Source organism: Brevundimonas sp. P2_A6, assembly GCF_056404975.1.
In genome coordinates this window covers 19,528-39,276 of sequence record NZ_JBFUCZ010000002.1, presented here as the reverse complement: position 1 = coordinate 39,276, position 19,749 = coordinate 19,528, and the positions used below count along the sequence as shown (strand labels likewise).

22 protein-coding genes and 1 other RNA gene are annotated in these 19,749 nt (G+C 67.5%); 7 read left to right on the top strand and 16 right to left on the bottom strand.

Annotation, left to right across the window (positions count from 1 at the left end; translation table 11 throughout):
- Nucleotides 1-30: 30 nt before the first annotated feature.
- A complete protein-coding gene (locus AC1DW4_RS05590; protein ID WP_477016263.1) occupies nucleotides 31-753 on the top strand; it encodes a 3-deoxy-manno-octulosonate cytidylyltransferase in 723 nt (240 codons plus the stop codon).
- Here AC1DW4_RS05590 and nudC read toward each other — a convergent pair.
- Entirely contained in the window at nucleotides 750-1,673 is a 924-nt protein-coding gene (gene nudC, locus AC1DW4_RS05585; RefSeq protein ID WP_477016262.1) for an NAD(+) diphosphatase, read from the bottom strand. The two genes, AC1DW4_RS05590 and nudC, sit on opposite strands and share 4 nt — an antisense overlap.
- Nucleotides 1,674-1,748: 75 nt before the next feature.
- Between nudC and ffs the strand changes: the two genes are divergently transcribed.
- Together ffs and AC1DW4_RS05575 are read left to right on the top strand one after the other, a co-directional pair.
- An RNA gene (ffs, locus tag AC1DW4_RS05580) (signal recognition particle sRNA small type) lies at nucleotides 1,749-1,842 on the top strand.
- Between the two features lie 158 nt (nucleotides 1,843-2,000).
- Nucleotides 2,001-2,429, top strand: coding sequence for an SRPBCC family protein (locus AC1DW4_RS05575; protein WP_477016261.1), 429 nt, complete (start codon nucleotides 2,001-2,003; stop codon nucleotides 2,427-2,429).
- A 38-nt stretch (nucleotides 2,430-2,467) separates the two neighbouring features.
- Here AC1DW4_RS05575 and AC1DW4_RS05570 read toward each other — a convergent pair whose 3' ends face one another.
- From AC1DW4_RS05570 to AC1DW4_RS05530, 9 genes are all read right to left on the bottom strand, one after another.
- The gene (locus AC1DW4_RS05570; protein WP_477016260.1) at nucleotides 2,468-3,493 is read right to left on the bottom strand and encodes a type II secretion system F family protein; all 1,026 of its coding nucleotides are present in this window, start codon (nucleotides 3,491-3,493) and stop codon (nucleotides 2,468-2,470) included.
- Nucleotides 3,494-3,506: 13 nt separating this feature from the next.
- A complete protein-coding gene (locus tag AC1DW4_RS05565) occupies nucleotides 3,507-4,487 on the bottom strand; it encodes a type II secretion system F family protein (RefSeq protein WP_477016259.1) in 981 nt (326 codons plus the stop codon).
- Between the two features lie 6 nt (nucleotides 4,488-4,493).
- Nucleotides 4,494-6,119 carry a CpaF family protein gene (locus tag AC1DW4_RS05560; RefSeq protein WP_477016258.1) on the bottom strand — a complete coding sequence of 542 codons (1,626 nt, stop codon included), beginning with the start codon at nucleotides 6,117-6,119 and terminating at the stop codon, nucleotides 4,494-4,496.
- 4 nt (nucleotides 6,120-6,123) lie between these two features.
- Nucleotides 6,124-7,653, bottom strand: coding sequence for a CpaE/TadZ family protein (locus tag AC1DW4_RS05555; protein ID WP_477016257.1), 1,530 nt, complete (start codon nucleotides 7,651-7,653; stop codon nucleotides 6,124-6,126).
- Nucleotides 7,654-7,659: 6 nt separating this feature from the next.
- Nucleotides 7,660-8,328 carry a CpaD family pilus assembly protein gene (locus AC1DW4_RS05550; protein ID WP_477016256.1) on the bottom strand — a complete coding sequence of 223 codons (669 nt, stop codon included), beginning with the start codon at nucleotides 8,326-8,328 and terminating at the stop codon, nucleotides 7,660-7,662.
- 8 nt (nucleotides 8,329-8,336) lie between these two features.
- Complete coding sequence (locus AC1DW4_RS05545) at nucleotides 8,337-9,998, bottom strand: type II and III secretion system protein family protein (RefSeq protein ID WP_477016255.1); 1,662 nt, start codon at nucleotides 9,996-9,998, stop codon at nucleotides 8,337-8,339.
- A 23-nt stretch (nucleotides 9,999-10,021) separates the two neighbouring features.
- Nucleotides 10,022-10,948: a Flp pilus assembly protein CpaB gene (cpaB, locus tag AC1DW4_RS05540; protein ID WP_477016254.1), complete on the bottom strand. Its 927-nt coding sequence runs from the start codon at nucleotides 10,946-10,948 to the stop codon at nucleotides 10,022-10,024.
- 106 nt (nucleotides 10,949-11,054) lie between these two features.
- The gene (locus tag AC1DW4_RS05535) at nucleotides 11,055-11,567 is read right to left on the bottom strand and encodes an A24 family peptidase (RefSeq protein ID WP_477016253.1); all 513 of its coding nucleotides are present in this window, start codon (nucleotides 11,565-11,567) and stop codon (nucleotides 11,055-11,057) included.
- A 124-nt stretch (nucleotides 11,568-11,691) separates the two neighbouring features.
- On the bottom strand, nucleotides 11,692-11,859 hold the full coding sequence (locus AC1DW4_RS05530) for a Flp family type IVb pilin (RefSeq protein WP_013268063.1): 168 nt from the start codon (nucleotides 11,857-11,859) through the stop codon (nucleotides 11,692-11,694).
- A 353-nt stretch (nucleotides 11,860-12,212) separates the two neighbouring features.
- On the opposite strand from AC1DW4_RS05530, the gene AC1DW4_RS05525 reads away from it, so the two are divergent.
- From AC1DW4_RS05525 to AC1DW4_RS05515, 3 genes are read left to right on the top strand one after another with little or no spacing between them, the layout of a single operon-like run.
- The gene (locus AC1DW4_RS05525; protein WP_477016252.1) at nucleotides 12,213-12,641 is read left to right on the top strand and encodes a pilus assembly protein N-terminal domain-containing protein; all 429 of its coding nucleotides are present in this window, start codon (nucleotides 12,213-12,215) and stop codon (nucleotides 12,639-12,641) included.
- Nucleotides 12,569-13,183 (top strand): TadE/TadG family type IV pilus assembly protein, encoded by a 615-nt coding sequence (locus tag AC1DW4_RS05520; protein WP_477016251.1) that lies wholly within the window; start codon nucleotides 12,569-12,571, stop codon nucleotides 13,181-13,183. Before AC1DW4_RS05525 ends, AC1DW4_RS05520 begins: the two co-directional genes overlap by 73 nt.
- The gene (locus AC1DW4_RS05515; protein ID WP_477016250.1) at nucleotides 13,183-13,728 is read left to right on the top strand and encodes a TadE/TadG family type IV pilus assembly protein; all 546 of its coding nucleotides are present in this window, start codon (nucleotides 13,183-13,185) and stop codon (nucleotides 13,726-13,728) included. The genes AC1DW4_RS05520 and AC1DW4_RS05515 overlap by 1 nt, the downstream gene beginning before the upstream one ends.
- Before the next feature lie 4 nt (nucleotides 13,729-13,732).
- On the opposite strand, the gene AC1DW4_RS05510 is transcribed toward AC1DW4_RS05515, so the two are convergent.
- The 5 genes from AC1DW4_RS05510 to AC1DW4_RS05490 are packed head-to-tail and all read right to left on the bottom strand — an operon-like array spanning nucleotide 13,733 to nucleotide 17,373.
- Entirely contained in the window at nucleotides 13,733-15,031 is a 1,299-nt protein-coding gene (locus AC1DW4_RS05510; RefSeq protein WP_477016249.1) for an anthranilate synthase component I family protein, read from the bottom strand.
- Nucleotides 15,028-15,807 carry a tyrosine-protein phosphatase gene (locus AC1DW4_RS05505; RefSeq protein WP_477016248.1) on the bottom strand — a complete coding sequence of 260 codons (780 nt, stop codon included), beginning with the start codon at nucleotides 15,805-15,807 and terminating at the stop codon, nucleotides 15,028-15,030. The genes AC1DW4_RS05510 and AC1DW4_RS05505 overlap by 4 nt, the downstream gene beginning before the upstream one ends.
- Before the next feature lie 42 nt (nucleotides 15,808-15,849).
- On the bottom strand, nucleotides 15,850-16,155 hold the full coding sequence (locus AC1DW4_RS05500; RefSeq protein ID WP_477016247.1) for a winged helix-turn-helix domain-containing protein: 306 nt from the start codon (nucleotides 16,153-16,155) through the stop codon (nucleotides 15,850-15,852).
- 2 nt (nucleotides 16,156-16,157) lie between these two features.
- Nucleotides 16,158-16,778: a hypothetical protein gene (locus tag AC1DW4_RS05495; protein WP_477016246.1), complete on the bottom strand. Its 621-nt coding sequence runs from the start codon at nucleotides 16,776-16,778 to the stop codon at nucleotides 16,158-16,160.
- A 22-nt stretch (nucleotides 16,779-16,800) separates the two neighbouring features.
- Entirely contained in the window at nucleotides 16,801-17,373 is a 573-nt protein-coding gene (locus AC1DW4_RS05490; protein ID WP_477016245.1) for a hypothetical protein, read from the bottom strand.
- A 107-nt stretch (nucleotides 17,374-17,480) separates the two neighbouring features.
- On the opposite strand from AC1DW4_RS05490, the gene AC1DW4_RS05485 reads away from it, so the two are divergent.
- Complete coding sequence (locus AC1DW4_RS05485) at nucleotides 17,481-18,227, top strand: SAM-dependent methyltransferase (protein WP_477016244.1); 747 nt, start codon at nucleotides 17,481-17,483, stop codon at nucleotides 18,225-18,227.
- Nucleotides 18,228-18,285: 58 nt separating this feature from the next.
- Here the strand turns inward: AC1DW4_RS05485 and AC1DW4_RS05480 are convergent, their stop codons facing one another.
- Nucleotides 18,286-19,731 carry an AMP nucleosidase gene (locus tag AC1DW4_RS05480; RefSeq protein ID WP_477016910.1) on the bottom strand — a complete coding sequence of 482 codons (1,446 nt, stop codon included), beginning with the start codon at nucleotides 19,729-19,731 and terminating at the stop codon, nucleotides 18,286-18,288.
- Between the last annotated feature and the right edge of the window lie 18 nt (nucleotides 19,732-19,749).

Sequence of the window (19,749 nt, the reverse complement as noted above, 5' to 3'; positions counted from 1 at the left end):
GTCGGTGCGTCGCATACGGGAAACGCAAAGATGACGCCTCTGATCCTGATCCCGACCCGGATGGCCGCCACGCGACTGCCCGGCAAGCCGCTGGCCGACATCGGGGGGAAGTCCATGATCGTGCGGGCGTGGGAGCGGGCCGTGGACTCCGGCCTGCCGGTCGCGGTGGCCGCCGGTGATCCAGAGATCGTCGCCGCGATCGAGGCCGTCGGCGGTCGCGCGGTCCTGACCGACCCGGACCTGCCCAGCGGCTCGGACCGCGTTCTGGCGGCGCTGGAGACGCTGGATCCGGACGGGGAATACGACGCCGTCATCAATCTGCAGGGCGACATGCCCTTCGCCGATCCGGGCATCGCCACGGCCTGCGCCGCCCTGCTGCACGGCGAGCCGTCCTGCGACATCGCCACGCTGGTCGCGCCCGAGAGCGAGCCCTCGGACCGCACCAACGTCGATGTGGTCAAGGCGGTGCTGGCGATCGCGGAGGGCGAACGCCACGGTCGCGCCCTCTATTTCACCCGCTCCACCCTGTATGGCGACGCGCCGGTGTGGCGGCATATCGGTGTCTACGGATACCGTCGCGAGGCCCTGAAGCGTTTCTGCGCCGCGCCACCCTCGCCGCTGGAGCGTCGCGAAAAGCTGGAGCAGCTGCGGGCGCTGGAAATGGGACTTTCGATCTGGGCCGCCGTGATCGGGGAAGCGCCGATCTCGGTCGACAATCCGGCGGATCTGGAGGCCGCGCGGGCGCTGGCCTAGACGCCGAACCCGTCCACCCACGCTTCCAGCAAGGTCCGCGCGATGGCGAACCTGGGCGGGGCCTTGATCTCGTGGCCACCCGCCAGCACCGACCGGGCCTCGTCCTTCGTCAGCCATCGAACCTCTTCCAGCTCGGTCTGGTCCGGCGTTGCGTCATCGTCCGAGACCTCGGCGATCAGGCCGATCATCAGCTGGGACGGAAACGGCCACGGCTGGCTCGAATGATAGCGTACGGCGGTCACGGTTAGCCCCGCCTCCTCCTTGATCTCGCGCGCGCAGGCCTCCTCGATCGTCTCGCCCGGCTCCAGGAAGCCGGCGAGCGCCGACATCCGCCCCGCCGGCCAGGCCGCCTGACGCCCCAGCAGGCATCGATCCTCGAACACCGGCAGCATGATCGTGACGGGATCGACGCGCGGAAAATGCTCGACGGCGCAGGCGGGGCAGATGCGCTTCCAGCCGCCGCACGCCGTCTCGGTCTCGTGCCCGCAGTTGGCGCAGAAACCGTGGCGACGCCGCCAGTCGAACAGCGACTTGGCCCCACCGGCGATGGCGGCATCCGAGGCCGGCAGCACCGCCGCCGCCTCGCGCATCTCGGTGAAGGCTCCCATTCCCTGGACCGGTCCGGTCGCCGGATCGGCCGCGCCGCCAAACTCCACCGAGAAGCACGGCGCACCCTTCCACAGGCCCAGGAACAGCTCGCGATCCCCGTCCCGGATCATGTCTCGCGCGTGGCTCAGGGCCAGCCAGGCCAGGCGTGGACCCTCGGCGTGAGCCTCCAGCAGCGGCTGCCCGTTCCAGAAGACGCAGGCCAGGGCCTCGGGGTTGGCGGCCTGTTCGGCCAGCCAGTCAGGGCTGTTCCTCTGGTCGCCGGCGCGATCCAGGGGGTTGCCGGCGAAGGTGTTCAGGACGGGGAGGGCCATGAGCGCTTCCTAGCCGGGTTCGCGAAGCCTTGGGAGAGGCGGCTTGATCTCGGGCGCATCCGGCGCGATATAGGCCTCGGAGATCGCGGGCGAAGGCTTCGCCAACCTGGTCAGGGCCGGAAGGCAGCAGCCACAACGAATTCCCCTTTGGGTCGCGGTCTCCACCTCGTCTCCTTCACTGCGCTAACGCTCGCGACGCGGTCGCTCCCTGCTTGAGCGCGGGACAGCGCGCTGACGTTCGCGACAAGGTCGCACCTGCGTCGGTGCCAGCCTCTGCGTCGAACGGCCCGGCTTGCGTTCGGGGCGGGCGCTTGCGACATCAACCCGATGAACTTCAAGGTCGAAAAACGCGTCGGTGTGCGCGCCACGTCGGAACGCATCTGGGAGGTCATCGCCGATTTCCCCGGCTGGAACGCCTGGAACCCGGTCGAGACCGACATTTCCGGCACCCTCGCCTTCGACGGAACGGTCACCCTGAGTGAGGCCATTCCCGGCCTGCCTCCGCGCCAGTACACCGGCCGCGTCGGCGACTGGCAGCCCAACAGCCGGCTGGTCTGGACCGAACGACGCGGGTTCCTGTTCAACGCCCTGCGCTATTACGAGATCGAACAGCTGGAGCCGGGCAGCTGCATCGTGGCCAATGGCTTCATCTTCTCGGGCTTTCGGGGCGAGGGGTTCCACGACAAGAACCGCAAGACGCTGCGCGCCGCGTGCGAAACGATCAGCGAGGCCCTGAGAGTCGCCGCCGAAGGCTAGGCTCGTCGCTCGCAGCGCGAGTCTTTGCAGACCACGCTCTATTTCGCCGTCGATTTCGGTGCGGCGGCCGTGGCGGCCGAGGCCGTGTTGTTGGCCTTCAGCGTGTCCTGGATGTTGATGATCGCGGGTCCCAGGATCACGACGAACAGCACCGGCAGGAAGAAGATGATCATCGGCACGGTCAGCTGAGCGGGCAGGGCCGCCGCCTTTTTCTCCGCCGCCGACAGGCGCAGGTCGCGGTTCTCCTTGGCCATGGTGCGCAGGGCCGAACCCAGCGGCGTGCCGTATTGCTCGGCCTGGATCATGGCGGTGGAGACCGAACGGACGCCCGGGTGGTTGGTGCGCTTGGCCAGCCCCTCATAGGCCATGCGCCGTTCGGGCAGATAGCTGAGCTCGGCCGACAGAAGCGCCAGCTCCTCGGCCAGTTCGACCGAGGTCGTGCCGATCTCCTGGCTGACCTTCACGATGGCCGATTCGATCGACATCCCGGCCTCGACGCAGATCAGCAGAAGGTCCAGCGCGTCCGGAAACGCCTGCATGATCGACAGTTGGCGCTTGGCGATGCGGTTCTTCAGAAAGATGTTCGGGCCATAGAAGCCGGCCACGGTCGCGAACATGACTATGCCCAGTCGGACCGTCACCGACAGGCCGAAATCGTTCATCACGAACACATACAGGATCGCCGCGAACATGAAGACGAACGGCGAGGCGAAGCGGAAGAAGTAGAAGGTGGTCAGCGGGCGCGGCCCGCGTAGCCCCGCCTGGATCATCTGTTCGGCGACCTTGGGGTCTTCCAGCAGCTTGGTCAGGTTCAGCCGGTCAACGACACGCTTCTTGAAGCCGTCGTCGGTGTGACGCAGCCCGCCCTGGCCGCTGGCGATCGCCTGACGCGATCGGCGTTTCAACTCATCTCGGCGTACCGAGACCGCCTGCATGCGTTTGTCCAGGCTGACCCCCCCGCCGAACGAGCTGAGGATGGTCAGGACGGTGGCGAACACCAGCACGCCGACGATGATGCTGATCAGCGTCCGGGGATCGACGATCGCATGCATGAACGATTCCATGTCGCCTCCTCCCCTAGAACTTGAACGAGATCATTTTCTTCATCACGAAGACGCCGAAAGCCATCCAGATGGCCGCGCCCAGCAGCATCACCTGACCGCGAAAGTCTGTGAACATCAGGCCCATGTAGCTGGGCGTCGTGACGCCGACCAAGGTCATGACCACGGGCGGCAGCGAGCCGATGATGCCCGCCGATGCCAAGGCCTCGGACGACAGGGCCTTGATCTTCTCGCCCATCATCCGGCGCGCGCGCAGGACTGTGGTCAGGTTCGACAGCGCCTCGCCCAGATTGCCGCCGGTCCTTTGCTGGATGGCGATGACGATCGAAAAGAACCGCAGCTCCGGCGTCGGGATGCGGTCGTACATCTTTTCCAGCGCCTGCCCCAGGGTCAGACCGACCCCCAGGCCCTCGACCAGGGTCTGAAACTCCGGTCCCACGGGCGACGGACTCTCGCGGGCGATGATCTTGAAGCAGTCATGGACCGGCAGGCCCGATTTGATGCCGCGCACGATGACGTCGACGGCATTGGCGAACTCCATGGAGAATTTCTTCAGGCGTCGCTTGCCGATGAAGCCCACGACCCAGCGCGGAAACCCCAGGCCGACCACGACGGCGATCCCCAGGGCGACGAAGATGTTCAGCCCGAAGACCAGCGGGGCCAGGAAGGCGACCACCCCAAGGCAGCCGCTGATGATCCAGAAGGTACGGATACTCATGGACATGCCGGCGTGCTTCAATCGCGCCTTCATGGTCATGCGCGCCTTGCGATCGGCGCGTTCGGCCTCCTTCAGCTGCAGCTCGATGGCCTTGCGTCGGGCCTCGGGGGTGTTGGCCTCGGCCTTCGCGGCCTTGGCGCGGGCCGTACGGTTGGCACCGGAGGAAAAGCCCTCCGCGCGCTTGACCGCCTGCGCGCTGGAATCGTCACCGCCGACAAAGACCCAGCCCAGGCCACCGATGGTGATGAAGGCGAGGACCGCCGCGAGAATCGGAAGCATGGCCGCCTACTCCGCCGCGTCCAGGGCCTCGGCCAGCTCGCGCTCCAGCCCGTAGTAGCGGGCGCGGTCCCAGAAACGGGGACGGGCGATGCCGGTCGAGCGGTGGCGGCCGACGATCTTGCCGTTCTCGTCCTCGCCCGTGATTTCGTAGACGAACAGATCCTGGGTCACGATCACATCGCCTTCCAGCCCCACCACCTCGGTGATGTGGGTGATGCGGCGTGAGCCGTCGCGCAGGCGAGCGGCCTGGATGATGACGTCGACCGAACCGACGATCATCTCGCGGATGGTCTTGGACGGCAGGCCGTAGCCGCCCATGGTGATCATCGATTCCATCCGGCTGATGGCCTCGCGCGGGCTGTTCGCGTGCAGCGTGCCCATCGAGCCGTCGTGGCCGGTGTTCATGGCCTGCAGCAGGTCGAACGCCTCGGGACCGCGCACCTCGCCGACGATGATCCGCTCGGGCCGCATGCGCAGGCAGTTCTTCACCAGGTCGCGCATGGTGATCATGCCCTGGCCTTCCAGGTTCGGCGGGCGGGTTTCCAGACGGACCACGTGCGGCTGCTGCAGCTGCAGTTCGGCCGCGTCCTCGCAGGTGATGACGCGCTCGGTCGGGTCGATGAAGGCGGTCAGGGTGTTCAGAAGGGTCGTCTTGCCCGAGCCCGTTCCGCCCGAAATGACGATGTTGCAGCGGCAGGCGCCGATGACGCCCAGGACGCGGGCCCCTTCCGGGCTGATGGAGGCGTACTCCACCAGGTTCTTCATCGTCAGCTTGTCTTTTTTGAACTTCCGGATCGTCAGGGTCGCGCCGTCGATGGCCAACGGCGGGGCGATGACGTTGACACGAGATCCGTCCGGCAGGCGGGCGTCGCAGATCGGAGAACTCTCGTCCACGCGGCGGCCGACCTGGGACACGATCCGCTGGCAGATGTTCATCAGCTGGGTGTTGTCGCGGAAGCGGACGTTGGTCAGCTGGACCTTGCCGTTCACTTCGATGAAGACCCGCCCGGCGCCGTTGACCATGATGTCGGCGATGTCGTCGCGGCCCAGCAGCGGCTCCAGCGGGCCGTAGCCCAGGACGTCGTTGACGATGTCCTGGACCAGATGCTCCTGCTCGGCGACCGACATGGAGACGTTCTTTATCGCCACCAGCTCGGCGACGATGTCGCGGATTTCTTCCGACGCCGCCTTGGTGTCCAGCTGCGCCAGCTGGGCCAGGTCGATGGTGTTCATCAGCGCGTTGAAGATGGTGGTCTTCGTGGCGTGGTAGTAGTCGCTCTGTTCACGGACGATCTCGGCGACCGCCTGAGCTTTCTTCAGCTGTTCGAAGCCGGGCGTGGCCTTGGGACCGGGTCCGCTGTTGGGCGGAGGGGCGGCGGTCGGTTTAGGCCGCGACGCCAGGGCGTCCAGCCGGTCGGCGGCGGGGGATGCTGGCGCATCGGCGGGGCGGCCGCTCGTATGGGCGAACCCGCCGGCGGGCGCGGCATTCTCGGCCGCATAGGCGAAGGCCTGGGTCTGATGACCCTGCTGTGGCTGGGACGGCGTCGCCGGATCAAAGGCGGGCGGGGGTGCGGAGGCCGGACGCGGCATCGCCTCCACGCCGCCGGGCTGACCTGTGCGCTTGCCGAACACGGCCTCAGGCCTTCTTCTTGAACAGGCCCGCGAACAGCGACTTGCTCTCGCCCTTTGGCCGGGCCGCCTTGCCGGGCGCGGCCAGCATCGGCAGCTCGCGACGCGAGACGATCTGGGCCAGGGTCTGGAAGGCGTCGGCCGACTTCGACTTGGCCCCGGCGTCCAGGATCATCTGACCGTTGTTGGCGGCGGCCCCGAACAGCTTGGCATCGAAAGGGATCGACAGGCAGGGATGGATGCCCAGGGCGGCCCCGAAATCCTTGGCCGGGATTTCCGGGCGACCCGGAACGCCGACCTGGTTCAGCACCAGCCGGGGCGGCGCGTCGTTGGGACGACCCGAGCGGATCAGGTCGATCATGTTCTTGGCGTTGCGAAGAGAGGCGAGATCGGGCGTGGCCACCACCACGACCTCATCGGCCGAGATCAGGGTCTTGCGCATCCAGCCGGACCACAGATGGGGCAGGTCCAGGACGACGAAGGGCGCGGTGCCGCGAATCTGGGTCGTGACCTCCTCGAAGGCGTCGGCGTCGATCTCCCAGTCGGTGTCCAGGGTCGCGGGCGCGGCGAACAGGCTGAGCTTGTCGGTGCAGCGGACCATCATCCGGTCCAGAAGCACCGGGTCCAGACGGTCTGGCTGACCCAGGGCGTCGGCGACGCCGCTCAGCGGGTCCTGGTTGAAGTCGAGCCCCGCCGTGCCGAACGGCAGGTCGTAGTCGACGATGACGGTGTTGGCGCCGATCTTCTCGGACATCGCATAGGCGGTGTTGTGCGCAACCGAGGACGACCCCGCCCCGCCCCGCGCGCCGACGAAGGCGATCGAACGCCCGACGAACGGCTGAGCCGGATCCGAGAACAGGCCCCCGATGGCGGCGATCAGCTGCAGCGGCTGAACCGGGGCGACCATGTATTCGCTGACCCCGCGCTTCATCAGCTCGCGGAACAGGATGATGTCGTTGGTGGCCCCGATCACCACGACCTTGGTGCCGGCGTCGCAGCATTCGGCCAGGCGATCGACCTGCCACAGCAGGGTCTGGGGGTCCTGCAGGCATTCCACCACGATCAGCGGCGGGGTGGGCTCGTGGCTGTAGGCCTCTACAGCGGCGGGGATGCCGCCGATGCGGATCTGGGTCGTGGCGCGCGACATGCGCCGGTCCTGTCCCGCGCGCTCGGCGGCGGCCAAAGTGTCCTGACGTTCGCCGAAGACGTGGATGGCGATGCGCGGGACATTGACTTCGGCGGCCATGGCGGCGGCGCTGGGGGCCAGCGCCATTGAGGCGCCCGCGACGAGGTCTCCGACAGGATTATAGCCGGCCGTCGGCACTGCTGCCTGACCCGCCACCATGGCGGCACCCGGATGGGCCACGACCATGCCGGTCGTCGGGGCGGGAGCCATCCCGGCCGGAGCCGTGAACTGCAGGGGCTCGCGTGGGTTTATGTCGCCGCTGACAGACGGCTCCACAGTCACGAAATCGAGGTCGGCGTCGAACTCGTCGTCCATGGCGTCGAAGGCGCGCGGGGCGAAGGCGTTTGTCATGGTCGCTCAGTCCACCGCATTCGAGACCTGGGACTTGCTGACCAGGGTTTCCTGCTCGGCGGAGGTCTGTTCGCCCTGGCGATAGTGGTCGAAGACGACGGCGCGGCGACCGGCATCGACCGGGGTCATGTCGCGCGGCTGGACGATGTCGCGGGGATTGGCGATCTGCGCAGCCAGGTTGGCGTTCACCGCGCAACCGAAGTTTTCATAGCCGGCGTTGGCGCCTGTGCGCGACAGATTGGTCCAGCGCGTGCCGCACTGGGGCACCACGGCCCGAACCGTGTCGAACCCGACGAGGACGGGCGCGCGCGGGTCCGGCGCGACATAGGTCACGACCTGCACCTGATACGACGACAGCCCGGTGGCCTCCAGGGCGCCCTTGATCCGCCAGGCCATTTCGCTGGCGACGGGATCATCACCCGACGGAGCCTCGACCCGCAGGATCGGGGCTCCCTCGGCATGGAAGCGTCCTGCGATGTCTTGCAGCGCCTGGGTCTGGTTTGCGGAAAGCCCGGTCTCGTGCACGGCCAGGGCGACGCGTTCCAGGCCCGGCTCGACCTGCAGGCTGTAGCGCGAGCTTGGGTTCAGCGGAGCGGGGTCAAGACCTTCCGCCGGCAGGCCGACGCAGCCGGTCAGCATGAGGACGGCAGAAGCGGCGAACAGGGAACGGATCATGGGCGCGCTCACTCGATCACATAGCCGACGGGACCCTGCCATCCAGCCGAGGCGGTGTCGGTCGGAGCAGGTGAGCCATAGGCCTGGTTCAGCTGGCCAAAGAAGATGGTCTGGGCATCGCTGGCGATCCGAAGACCGTCGGCCGGCGTCTGCATCCGGTCCGGCGAGGTGGGACTGACGATATAGGGCTCGACGATCATCACCAGTTCGGTCTCGCCCGACAGATAGTCGCGCGACCGGAACAGCGAGCCCAGAATGGGAAGGTTGGTCACGCCCGGCAGGGAATCCACCGTCTGGCGGGTGCTCTCCTGCAAAAGGCCCGCGATCATCATGGTACCCCCGGACGGCAGCTCCACCGTCGTGGCCGAGCGGCGGACGCTCAGTCCCGGCAGGCTGATGGCCGACACCGTGCCCGCGCCGATCGTCAGGCCGCCGGTGGTGGACAGTTCGGACACCTCCATCGACACCTGAAGCGAGATGTTTCCGCCCGACAGGACGACGGGCCGGAAGGACAGGCTGACCCCGTAGGGCTTGTATTCGATGGTCAGGTTGCCGTCGCGATCGCGACCGATTGGGACCGGAAACTCGCCACCCGCCAGGAAGCTGGCGGCCTCGCCGTTGACGGCTGTCAGGTTCGGTTCGGCCAGGGTCCGCACCAGGCCGACCCGTTCAAAGGCCTCCAGGCAGTTGCTGGTGTTGGTGCCCGTGACGGTCGAATAGATGGTGGACGCCAGGCCCGTGACGGCGTTCGTGAGCGTGTTGCCGATCGTGTTCGCCACCGTGTTCGTGACGGCCGTGCCGATCAGCGAATAGGGACCGGGATCGCCCTCGGTACCGATCTGGGTCTGGTTGATGTTGGTCGAGCCGTTCTGGATCGTCGTCGTCGTGCCGTTCGTGGCGTTCGACCCGCTCTGGACCTGATTGGTGTAGTTGGTGGTGCGGGCGTTGTTCTCGCCGTAGCAGAGACCGTTGCCGCCCAGGTAATTTCCGTTGGCGCCCCAGGTGTTGCCGCGCCCCAGGCCGATCGAGGAGTTGCCGTCGTTGTAGACGACGTTGCTGGACAGCCCCAGTTGCTTGATCGCGCTGCGCTGGACCTCGACCACCCGGACCTTGACCGTCACCTGGTCCGACCCGGCGATGGTCAGCATGTTCAGCACCTTTTCGGGCGCGGAAACGAAGGCGCGGGCGACCTGGGCGACCTGTTCGGACTGGGCCGCGCTGGTGACCAGTCCGGTCAGGACGATGCTGTCGTTGACGGCCTCGGCATGGACCTGGGCACCCGGTGCGACGCGGCTGAGCGTGTCCTGCAGCGCGGTGACGCCAGCATCCACGCGGACGCGCAGGGTCAGGATGGATCGACCGGCGGCGTCCAGGAAGACGGCGTCCGTCTCGCCCGGCGCGATGCCGATGACGGTAATCCGGCGAGGAGAGTGAACGTTGGCCTCGGCCACGGCCGGGTTGGAAACGATCACGTCGCGCGCGTCGGCGGGCAGGTCGACGGCGAAAGACGTCCCGCGCGGCAGATTGACCAGACGCGGACCCGATCCGGCCGCGACCGTCTGCTGAACGCCGTAGTCCTGGGCCAGGACGGAGGAGGGCAGGGCGACGGGGGCTGTCGCCACGACGGCGGCGCTGGCCAGGGCCAGAATGCGGGTCAGGGATTGGGTCATGGGACGCGCGCTCATGGGCCAGATCATGGGACGTTGACCACTTGGGGCTCTCCGCCCCGGAAGACCCGGATCGCCGTCGATCGTTCGGAGGCTCGGGGCGGCAGGGCGACGCGACCCGAGGGGCCGGACGTGTCGGCATACGAGCGGAGCACTAGCGACAGGGTCCCGGCCGCCTTGGCCAGGGCCACGACTTCCGCGTCCTGGGGGGCGACCTCCAGCGTGGCGGTGGCGCCGACGACGGCCTGCTGATCGTCGCCCGCGCGCGTCGACTGGTCGATGGCCAGGACCTTGACGTTCTGCATGACGATGCGGCTGGCGAACTTGGCGCGCCCCGCGTCGTCTGCGTTGCCGGCCTGTTGTTCGACGGTGACGATCACATCGACCCGGTCGCCGGGCAGGATGAAGCCGCCCGCCGCGCTCTCGACCGAGACGCCGATGGCCATGGCCCGCATGCCGGGCTCCAGATAGGCGGCCATATAGCCGCTGTCCCCGGCACGCACGATCTTGCGCGCCACGATCGGCTCTCCGGCCAGGATGGGCTCGCGCACGACGGATCCGAAATAGTCGGCCTTGGCCCCGCCGGTCGTCAGGTCGTTGGCGGCACGCGTCACGCGAGCGACCGCGCTTTCAGCCGTCGCCCCGGTGGTGGCTGCCGCCTCGCCCTCGGCGGCTGCGGCGGGAACCGGCACGGACCCGTCGGTGATGAAGGCGGGATTGACCTGGTCGACGGGCCAGTCCTTCCACTCAAGATCGTCTTCCACCAGACGCTGACCGGGGGCCAGGTCGCGCGCCGCGACCAGGATCTTGGCCATGGGGCGGGACGGCGCAGGCGCGGCGGTCGCCACCGCGGTGGGCTCGCCCGACGGCGACCCCATGGCGCGCACCACGAACGCCAGGCCGATGGCGGACACGGCGGCGATGCAGATGACGGCGATGCGGGCGGGTTTCATCCAGGGTCTCCGGCAGAGACCCCGCTCGCGATTCGAAACGCGGGAGGCCTACCGTTAACGACCATGCCGGGCGCGGGTTAACGCGGGCCTAAGCCCGCAGGCCCGACTAGCCGGCCGCGAACAGGGTCAGAAGAGGGCTGGAAGGGAAGGCGGCCAGGGCACCGGCGCAGATCGCGACGCCGTAGGGCAGGTCGCCGCGGGGCTCCATCAGGGTCACGATCCAGCCCGGGGTGGCGTGCGAGGGCAGGACGAACGACTTGCGCGCCACGATCAGCGCCATGCACAGCAGGCCGCCGAACAGACCGGTATAGAGCAGGAACATTCCCGCGCCCCCCAGGCCCAGCCAAAGACAGGTCGCCGCCATCACCTTGGCGTCACCGCCACCGATGATCCTGGCGGCGAATAGACCCATTCCGACCAGCAGGGCCCCGATCGCCACGGCGACGTTCAATCCGACCTCGGTCGGCGAAAGCCCGACGGCGAAGGCGGCAGGGAAAAACCCCAGGATCAGCAGGCCCGAAATCCAGTTCGGAATTTTCATCGTCGTCAGGTCCGACAGCCCCGCAACGATCACGAGCGCCGGCAGCACGCTGAGCAGCAGAAGGGTGAAACTGTCCATGCCGACGACCCTATCGACGTCGGGTTAAGCCCCGGTTTCCGAGACTGTGATCGCGGCCGCGAAAAGACGAAGGGCCGGAGCGGTTTCCCGCTCCGGCCCCCGACTTCAAGACGTGGCTCAGGTCTTACTGAGGCATCGCATTGGCGACCTTGGTGAAGGTGCCGGTGATCTTGGTGCCGAGCGTGGTGATGGCGCCGATGATGACGACGGCGATCAGGGCCGCGATCAGGCCGTACTCGATGGCCGTGGCGCCCGACTCGTCTTGAGCGAACTTGGTGATGAACTTGGTCATGATGGTCTTCCTTTTGCAAAATCTGTTAAGCGAGCGACACTGGCTGGAGGCTCCGGTCGCCCGCTTGACCCCCAAACACAGGAGCATAATGCCCAGGACCGGTTAAGGACGGGTCAGAAGGCGTGGTTACCCGAATGTTTACTGTAAAAAGGCGCGAAATCCCGGTGTAGCGGCGCATTTCGATTCAAGCTGACATTATAGTGTAATGCCTGCGCTCTCCGAAAACTTGACGGTCGTTAACCGGAGTGAATCAAAGCCTGCGCTCGGAGGGCGATTTCAGACTTTCTTGAGGTTTCGCGGCCATCTTGGATCAGCGACGCCCGCGCGCGCGTCGGTTTGCCGGAGTGCCGATCATGCCAGGCCGCCCAGTTTCCATCGTCTCCCGTCCTGCCGCCGTGCTCGCGGGTGTCGCGTGCCTGTTCGCCGCAGGGCTGGCGCAGGCGCAGTCCCTGAACGTCGAGATCGACCGGTCGGCGCGTGTGGCCCTGCGTGGGTCGGCCGCCTCGGTCATCGTCGGCAATCCGGCGATCGCCGACGTCACGGTCGTTGACGCCAACACCCTGTTCGTCACCGGCAAGGGCTATGGCGTGACCGAGGTGATCGCCGTGGACGGGTTGGGCCGCACGATCTACCAGGGCGAAGTCGTCGTGACCGGCGGCTCGACCGGTTCGGTGCGCGTCTGGCGCGGGGCGCAGGCGACGGAGATGGCGTGCGCCGCATCGTGTTCCGCCAGCATTCGCAACGATGCCGCCGCGGCCGCACCCTCGACCACAACCCCCTGACCGCGATGCGTCCGGGCCTGCTGACAGATGCGCCGAGGACCGGCCGGCGACGCGCCCCACGATCGGGGGCCGCGGCGGTCGAGTTCGCCATGGTCGCCCTGCCGTTCTTCTTCATGATCTTCGCGGTGATGCAGCTGGGTCTGCTGTTCGTCGTCGATTCCGTGCTTGAAAACGCGACCCTTCAGGCCGCGCGGCTGATCCGGACGGGAGAAGCCGCGACCCGCAACCTCAGTCCGGCCCAGTTCAAGACCGAGCTGTGCTCGCGCATGAGCGTGTTTTCCGCCGAATGCGCGGGACGGGCCACGGTCGAGGTTCGGGAAATCTCGCAGTTCCGCAACCAGACGCTGCCCGATCCGGTCGTCAATGGCCAGTTGCCCGCGTCGCCGCCCTACACCAACGGCACGACCAGCAGCCTGATCCTGATCCGCGTCTGGTACAAACAGCCCCTGATCGCGCCAACGATGTTCCAGGCCATGTCCAAGCTGTCGACCGGCGAAACCTTGCTGTCGGTGACCACCGCCTTCCGCAGCGAGCCCTACTGATGGCCGCGTCGGGCTGGACCTTCCTTCGCCGGTTCTGGCGCGACCAGAGAGGCGTGTCGGCCGTCGAGTTCGCGCTGCTCGCGCCCGTCATGATCTCCCTCTATTTCGGCAGCGCCGAGTTCTGCCAGGGTTATATGGCGCAGAAGCGGATGGACCATGCGACATCCCAGGTCGCCGACATCACGTCTCAGGACGGGGTCGTGACCCGCGACGAGCTCGACGACACCTTCGCGGTCGCGCACCTGATCATGGCCCCCTTCCCGACGACGCCGCTGAAGATGCGCGTGTCGGGCGTCACGCGAAACTCAAGCGGCGTGGCCAAGGTCGACTGGAGCCGCGGGTCCGGCATGACGGCGCTGGGCGTCGGGACCGTCGTGACCGTGCCCGCCGGCATGATCGCCAATGGCGAAAGCGTCATCTTCAGCGAGTCGACCTACGATTATGCGTCGCCGCTTCGCTATCTGCTGCCCAACGTGGTCCAGTTCCACCAGAACTTCTATCTGCGGCCCCGTCTGGTGGACAAGGTGACCTGCAGCGACTGCTGAGGGTTCAGTCGCCGATCAAGGCGCGCCGGACGGCGAGAATCTTCGTCTCGGTTTCGGCGCATTCCGTGGCCGGATCGCTATCGGCCACGATGCCGGCGCCGGCCAGGGTGCGGAAACGCCAGCCGTCGACCTCCTGCCAGAACGATGCGGTCCGGATGAGCACCGAGGCCGTCATCCGCGCCCGGTCGTCGAGCAGAAACAGGGATCCGCACCATGGGCCGCGCGGCGATTCATGGTCCGCGATGACTTTCATCGCCTGATGCTTGGGCGCGCCGGTGATCGACCCGGGCGGGAAGGTGGCTTCCAGAATGTCGGCGGGACCGATGCCTTCGGTCGCCCTGGCCACGACGGTCGAGACCAGGTGATGAACGGTCGCGAAGCTTTCCAGGGCCAGCAGTCGATCCACGGCGACGGATCCGGCCGCCGACACCCTGGCCAGATCGTTGCGCATCAGGTCGACGATCATCAGGTTCTCGGCGCGGTCCTTCGCGCTGGCGACCAGATCGACCGCGTTGACGGCATCCTGATCGGGATCGACGTCACGGGCGCGGGTGCCCTTGATCGGCCGGGTCTCGATCCGACGGTCGGCGGGATCGAAGGTCAGGAACAGCTCGGGCGAGTTGGAGACCAGCGCCCTCCGACCCATCCGCCAGAAAGCTCCGTAGGGCGCGGCTCCGTGCGCCAGGCGCAGGAAGGCATCGAAGGGCTCGCCGTCGTGGTTCAAACGTCCCTGCCAGGCGCGCGAGATGTTCGCCTGGAACAGGTCTCCGGCCGCGATACGGGCGACGACATCGGCCACGGCAGCTTCATAGGTCGGCTCGCCCGTTTCCGCGTCGAACGAAGCGGCCGGCGGCGCGGGCTGGACGGCCGATCGGGCGTGCGCGACCCATCCGGCGGCTCGCCAGGCCTCCGCCTCGGCTTGCGGTCCGACGCCCAAAGCCTGGATCGTCTGTGTCGGGTGATGAAATCTCAGGAGCGCCGGATAGCGGGCCATCATCAGATCCGGCCATTCACCCGCCGCCGTTTCCCTGACGCCCGTGGCGGGTCTGGCCCCGGCGTCATAGGCGGCAAGGCCCACCACATGCCGCTCGAACCCCGGCTGGCGCAGCGCCGCAAACGGGTCTTTCGCCGTGACCTCGCTCACGCGGATGATGTCCGGATCGGCCCCGACCCAGGACACGCGACCGTTCGGACCCCCGTCGGACAAAAGGCACAGGGCTCCCTCGCGCCGCGAAATCCCCGACGCGACGTCGAGCGGCGGCGTCCATGGCAGGCTCAGGGCGAAGCGGTCGGTCGCGCTCACGGCGCCAGCCGCGCCACGATCTGGTCGCGCAGCGCGCGATCCACGCCCAGCGCCTGTTCCAGATACGCGTCGATCGAGCCATGGCGCGCCTCGATCGACCCGATCGCGGCGTCCAGATAGGCTTCCTCGACCCCCATGAAGGCCACGACCGCGTCGTGCGAGGCCGTGCGGCCGGTCATTGTCTTCAGCTGATCGGCGATGGCGGGCGCGCGACCCGCGAGGTCCACCGCCACATTGGTCAGCAGATAGTCCTCGACCAGATCGTCGCGACCGACACCCAGCAGGTGGTGGGTCAGAGCCGCCAGCATGCCGGTCCGGTCCTTGCCCGCCGCGCAATGGATCAGCACCGGACGATCGGATTCGCCCAGCACGCGGAAATAGCGAGCGAACAAATCCAGATGTGCCGGCGCGAAGGGCAGGTTGCGATAGGTCTCGGTCATGAACCGCCGACCCGACTCGGGCGTCAGGTCCGCCGTCTTCAGGAAGGTGATGTGCGGGGCCTCGCCCGCCTCGTCCAGGTCGCTCTCGAACACCTGGCCAGAGAAGCCGTCCGGGCGCCTGGACGGCTGGCGGCGGCGCTCGACCGGCCTGCGCAGATCGACCACCGTGCCGATGTCCAGAGCCGCCAGCCGCTGCAGGTCCGCGGCCGTGACGCCGGCCTGATGGGCCGAACGATAGAGTCGCCCCTGTCGCACCCTTGCGCCTGCTGCGGTGGCGTAGTCGCCATAGTCCCGAAAGTTGTCGAGCGCCTCGAAGGCATGGATGCGGGAAGTCATCCGAACCGTATAGAACGGGGGCGGCCCTGCGCGACAGGGGGCCTAAACGCGCGGTGTCACCAGACCGGCCATGGCGTCCAGATAGGCGACGAAGGCCGTTCGGCCAGCCTCGGTCATGGACGCCTCGGTCAGGGGCTTTCGGCCGACGAACCGCTTGGTCACCGCCACGAACCCGGCCTCCTCCAGCTTGCGCAGATGCACCGACAGATTGCCGTCGGTCGTCTGAAGTCGGGCCTTCAGCGTGCCGAAGTCGGCGCTCTCGACCCCGGAAAGCACGGCCATGATTCCCAGCCGGACACGGCCGTGGATCACGTCGTCGATGCGGCCGATGTCGAAATCGTCCGCCATGGTCAGGACCGCGCCGACCGCATCAGCAGAAAGCCGGGCAGCGCCATCAGCGCGAACAGGGCGACGCCATAGGCCAGGTACTGGATCGACATCCCGGCCATCAGCGCCAGCACGGGCGCGGCGACGAACGAGGCTGCGGCCAGTGCCGTCAGGGCGCGGGACTTCTGCAAGGTCGCCGTCACCGCCCAGCCCAGGCCGTAGAAGACCATGATGGCCGAGGGCACGATGCCCAGCAGCATGACGACCCCATCGGGACCCGTCCGTGATCCGATCAGGGCCAGTGAGCTGAACAGGGCGAAAATGCCCCATCCAACGGCGCTCCAGACCGTGTTGGCGCCACGGCTGGCTGTCGTGCGGACCCCGCCCGTCCGCCGCATGCGCAGGGACACGATCGAGACCACGATCAGAAACAGCGCGGTCGCGCCGAGCCACAGGATGCTGAAGATCGCGGGGGCCAGATCCACCAACCCACTGGCCACGGCCCAGTGCACCAGGCTGGCGGTGCCGTAGATCAGGCCGGCCGCCATCAGGATGACGGCTCCCTTCATCGGGCCTTTCGCGCCCTCCTCGGCCAGTTGGCGCATCCAGGCGATGTCGACGGCGTCGTCGCGTGTCTCGGTCATCGGAACGGTCCTTTGCGTCAAATCAGCGGGCACGGCCGAGGGCCAGCACCAGCCCCGGGATCAGGGCGAATACGATCAGGCCCACGCCGTACGCCAGATATTGCGTCGGCGTTCCGACCAGAAGGCAGACCCCGCCCGCGGCCGCGGCCGTGGCCAGTCCGAGCCCCCCCATCCACGCCGCTCCGCCTCGCATCGACGCGATCAGCCAGGCGACGGCATAGACGCCCAGCCCGATGGGCGACATCCACATCATCAGGGACCAGTCGCGCATCATGGCGGACAGGGCGGCGAGGGAAAGTGCGGTCGCGATCTGGAGCAGGATCGCCCAGCGCGACCACCCGGCGGCCCTGACGGCGGCGGGGCCGCCCACGTTGCGCAGCCGGCGCAGGATCACGACGAACAGCGTCACCGCCACCGGCCACGTCAGGGATAGCAGGGCCGGGTGAAGCGGAAGGATGCCGCCAAGGATCGTCCACTGGATCAGGTTGGCCAGCCCGAAGATCGTTCCGGCCAGCACCAGGTTGCGCCCGGCGGCGACGGCCAGGGTCGGAGCGGTTCCAGAACCGGCGGGCAGGTCAAGGGCGGTAGCGGTCATCGGGCTGCTCCAATCTATCGAGGACAGGGTGACCCAATAGCTTTGTATTGTAAAGTGCTTTCTTAGTGCAGGCTTCACAGATGGGTCAGGCCGTCTAAACCGGTCCCATGCACCCCACCTACCACCGTATCGCCTACGAAGGCTTCGCCGTCGCCAATCCCGTCGATCTGTCCCGGGTGCTCGCCGTGCTGGCAGAGGGCGACTTGCCCCCCGGAGCCGTGGCGCTCGACATCGGCGCGGGTGCCGGCGGCGTCTCCGTGGCCATAGCGACGGCCCACGACCTGACGGTCCACGCGATCGAGCGGGACCCAGCGATGGCGCGCATGATCGAGGACCGCGTCGCCGCCGCCGGGCTCGCGGACCGGGTCCATGTCCTCGTCGAAAACTCCGGGACCGCGCTGGATCGCCTGTCGCCCGTCGATCTGATTGTGGCCCTCGGCACGACGGAGGCCGCCGGCGAGGGTCTGCGCGATCCGGTCGGTATCCTGCGCGGCCTTGCCTCTCACCTGCGCGCGCCGGGCTACATCCTGTGGGGCGATCTGTTCTGGCGGGGGGACCCGCCGGAACCCCTGCGCCAGGTCATCGGCCTGATCGGTGATTATGCCACTGACGAGGGCTGGCGCGCCGCCGGGCGCGAAGCCGGTCTCGACTGCATCACGCGCGAGATATCGTCCGAGGCGGACTGGGACGCCTTCTTCGGCGGGGCCGACGCCAGGGTGCGGACCTGGCTGGACGCCCATCCCGACGCGCGCGAAGCCGGGGCGATCCGCGCGCGGGCCGATCAGATCAAGACCACCTTCGACTTCGGCCGTCCGTATCTGGGCTTCGGACTGTATCTGTTCCGCAAGGGCTAAGGCGCCTACGATACCGCGCTCAAGCAGCGCGGCTCCGCGAGCCGGGCGATAGGGCTCCCTACCTGAACGGCGGCTCGTCGAAGGCGCGCAGCTTTCTGGAATGCAGACTGGAGCCCTCCTTGCGCAGTAGGTCGACGGCCTGGATGCCGATCTGCAGGTGTTCCGAGATCGACCCTTCATAGAAGCGGTTCGCCTGTCCTGGCAGCTTGATCTCCCCGTGCAGGGGCTTGTCGGAAACGCACAGCAGGGTGCCGTAGGGCACGCGGAACCGGTAACCTTGCGCCGCGATCGTCGCGCTTTCCATGTCGATGGCCACCGCGCGCGACTGGTTGAAGCGCAGCGCCGACTTTGAGTAGCGCAGTTCCCAGTTCCGGTCGTCGGTGGTCACCACCGTGCCCGTGCGCAGGCGGCGCTTCACGTCCTCGCCCGGCATGCCGGAAACCTGTTTGGCCGCGTCGTACAGGGCCCGCTGGACTTCAGCGATGCTGGGAATGGGAATGTCCGGCGGCAGGACCGCGTCCAGCACATGGTCGTCGCGCAGATAGGCGTGGGCCAGAACGTAGTCGCCGATGGTCTGGCTGGGCCGGAGGCCGCCGCAATGGCCGATCATCATCCAGGCATGGGGCCGGGTGACCGCCAGGTGGTCGCAGATGGTCTTGGCGTTCGACGGACCGACCCCGATGTTGACCAGGGTGATGCCGTTCCAGCCCGGTGCCGTCAGGTGATAGGCGGGCATCTGGTGCCGACGCCACGCCGTGTCCAGGATCGCCAGCTCCGGGTCCGGGTTGTCGCGGGTGATGACCACCCCACCCGCGCACGACAGGGTCTCATAGGCCGAATTCGGATCCGCCAGCTGCGCGCAGGCCCAGCGCACGAACTCATCGACATAGCGGTGATAGTTGGTGAACAGGATGTAGGACTGCACGTCCTCGACCGGCGTGCCCGTGTAGTGGCGCAGCCGTGCCAGGGAGAAATCGGTCCGCAGGCCGTCGAATTGCGACAGCGGGAAATCCTCGGCCGGATCGAACAGGCCGTCGGAGATCTCGTCGCCGATATGGGCCAGATCCGTCGTTGGAAAATAGCGGGCGATCGCGGCCGTCATGGTCCGGTCCAGGGTCACGTCGGACCCGTCCAGCACATAGGGGAAGGGGATTTCCTGATCGGAAGGCTCGACCTCGAACGTCGCGCCATAGTCCTGTTCCAGCAGAGCCAGCTGTTCGGCGACATAGGGTCGGAACAGGTCGGGTCGCGTCACCGTGGTCGAATAGACGCCGGGCCGCGACAGGCGGGCATAGGCGCGCTGGGCCAGGTTCTCGGGCCTGTCGCCGAACCAGCGCACGCGCAGTCGGGGATAGGAAAACAGCCCTTCGGCGCGGGCCTTTATGTCGGCCCGTTCGCCGGTGGCGATGAAGGTCCGCACGGCCTCGCGCAGGGCGGCGACGGATTGGGCGTAGAGGGTTTCGAGGCGGTCCAGCGCCTCGGGCGCCGACAGCGCCCCGGTCATGTGTTCTGTCATGACTTC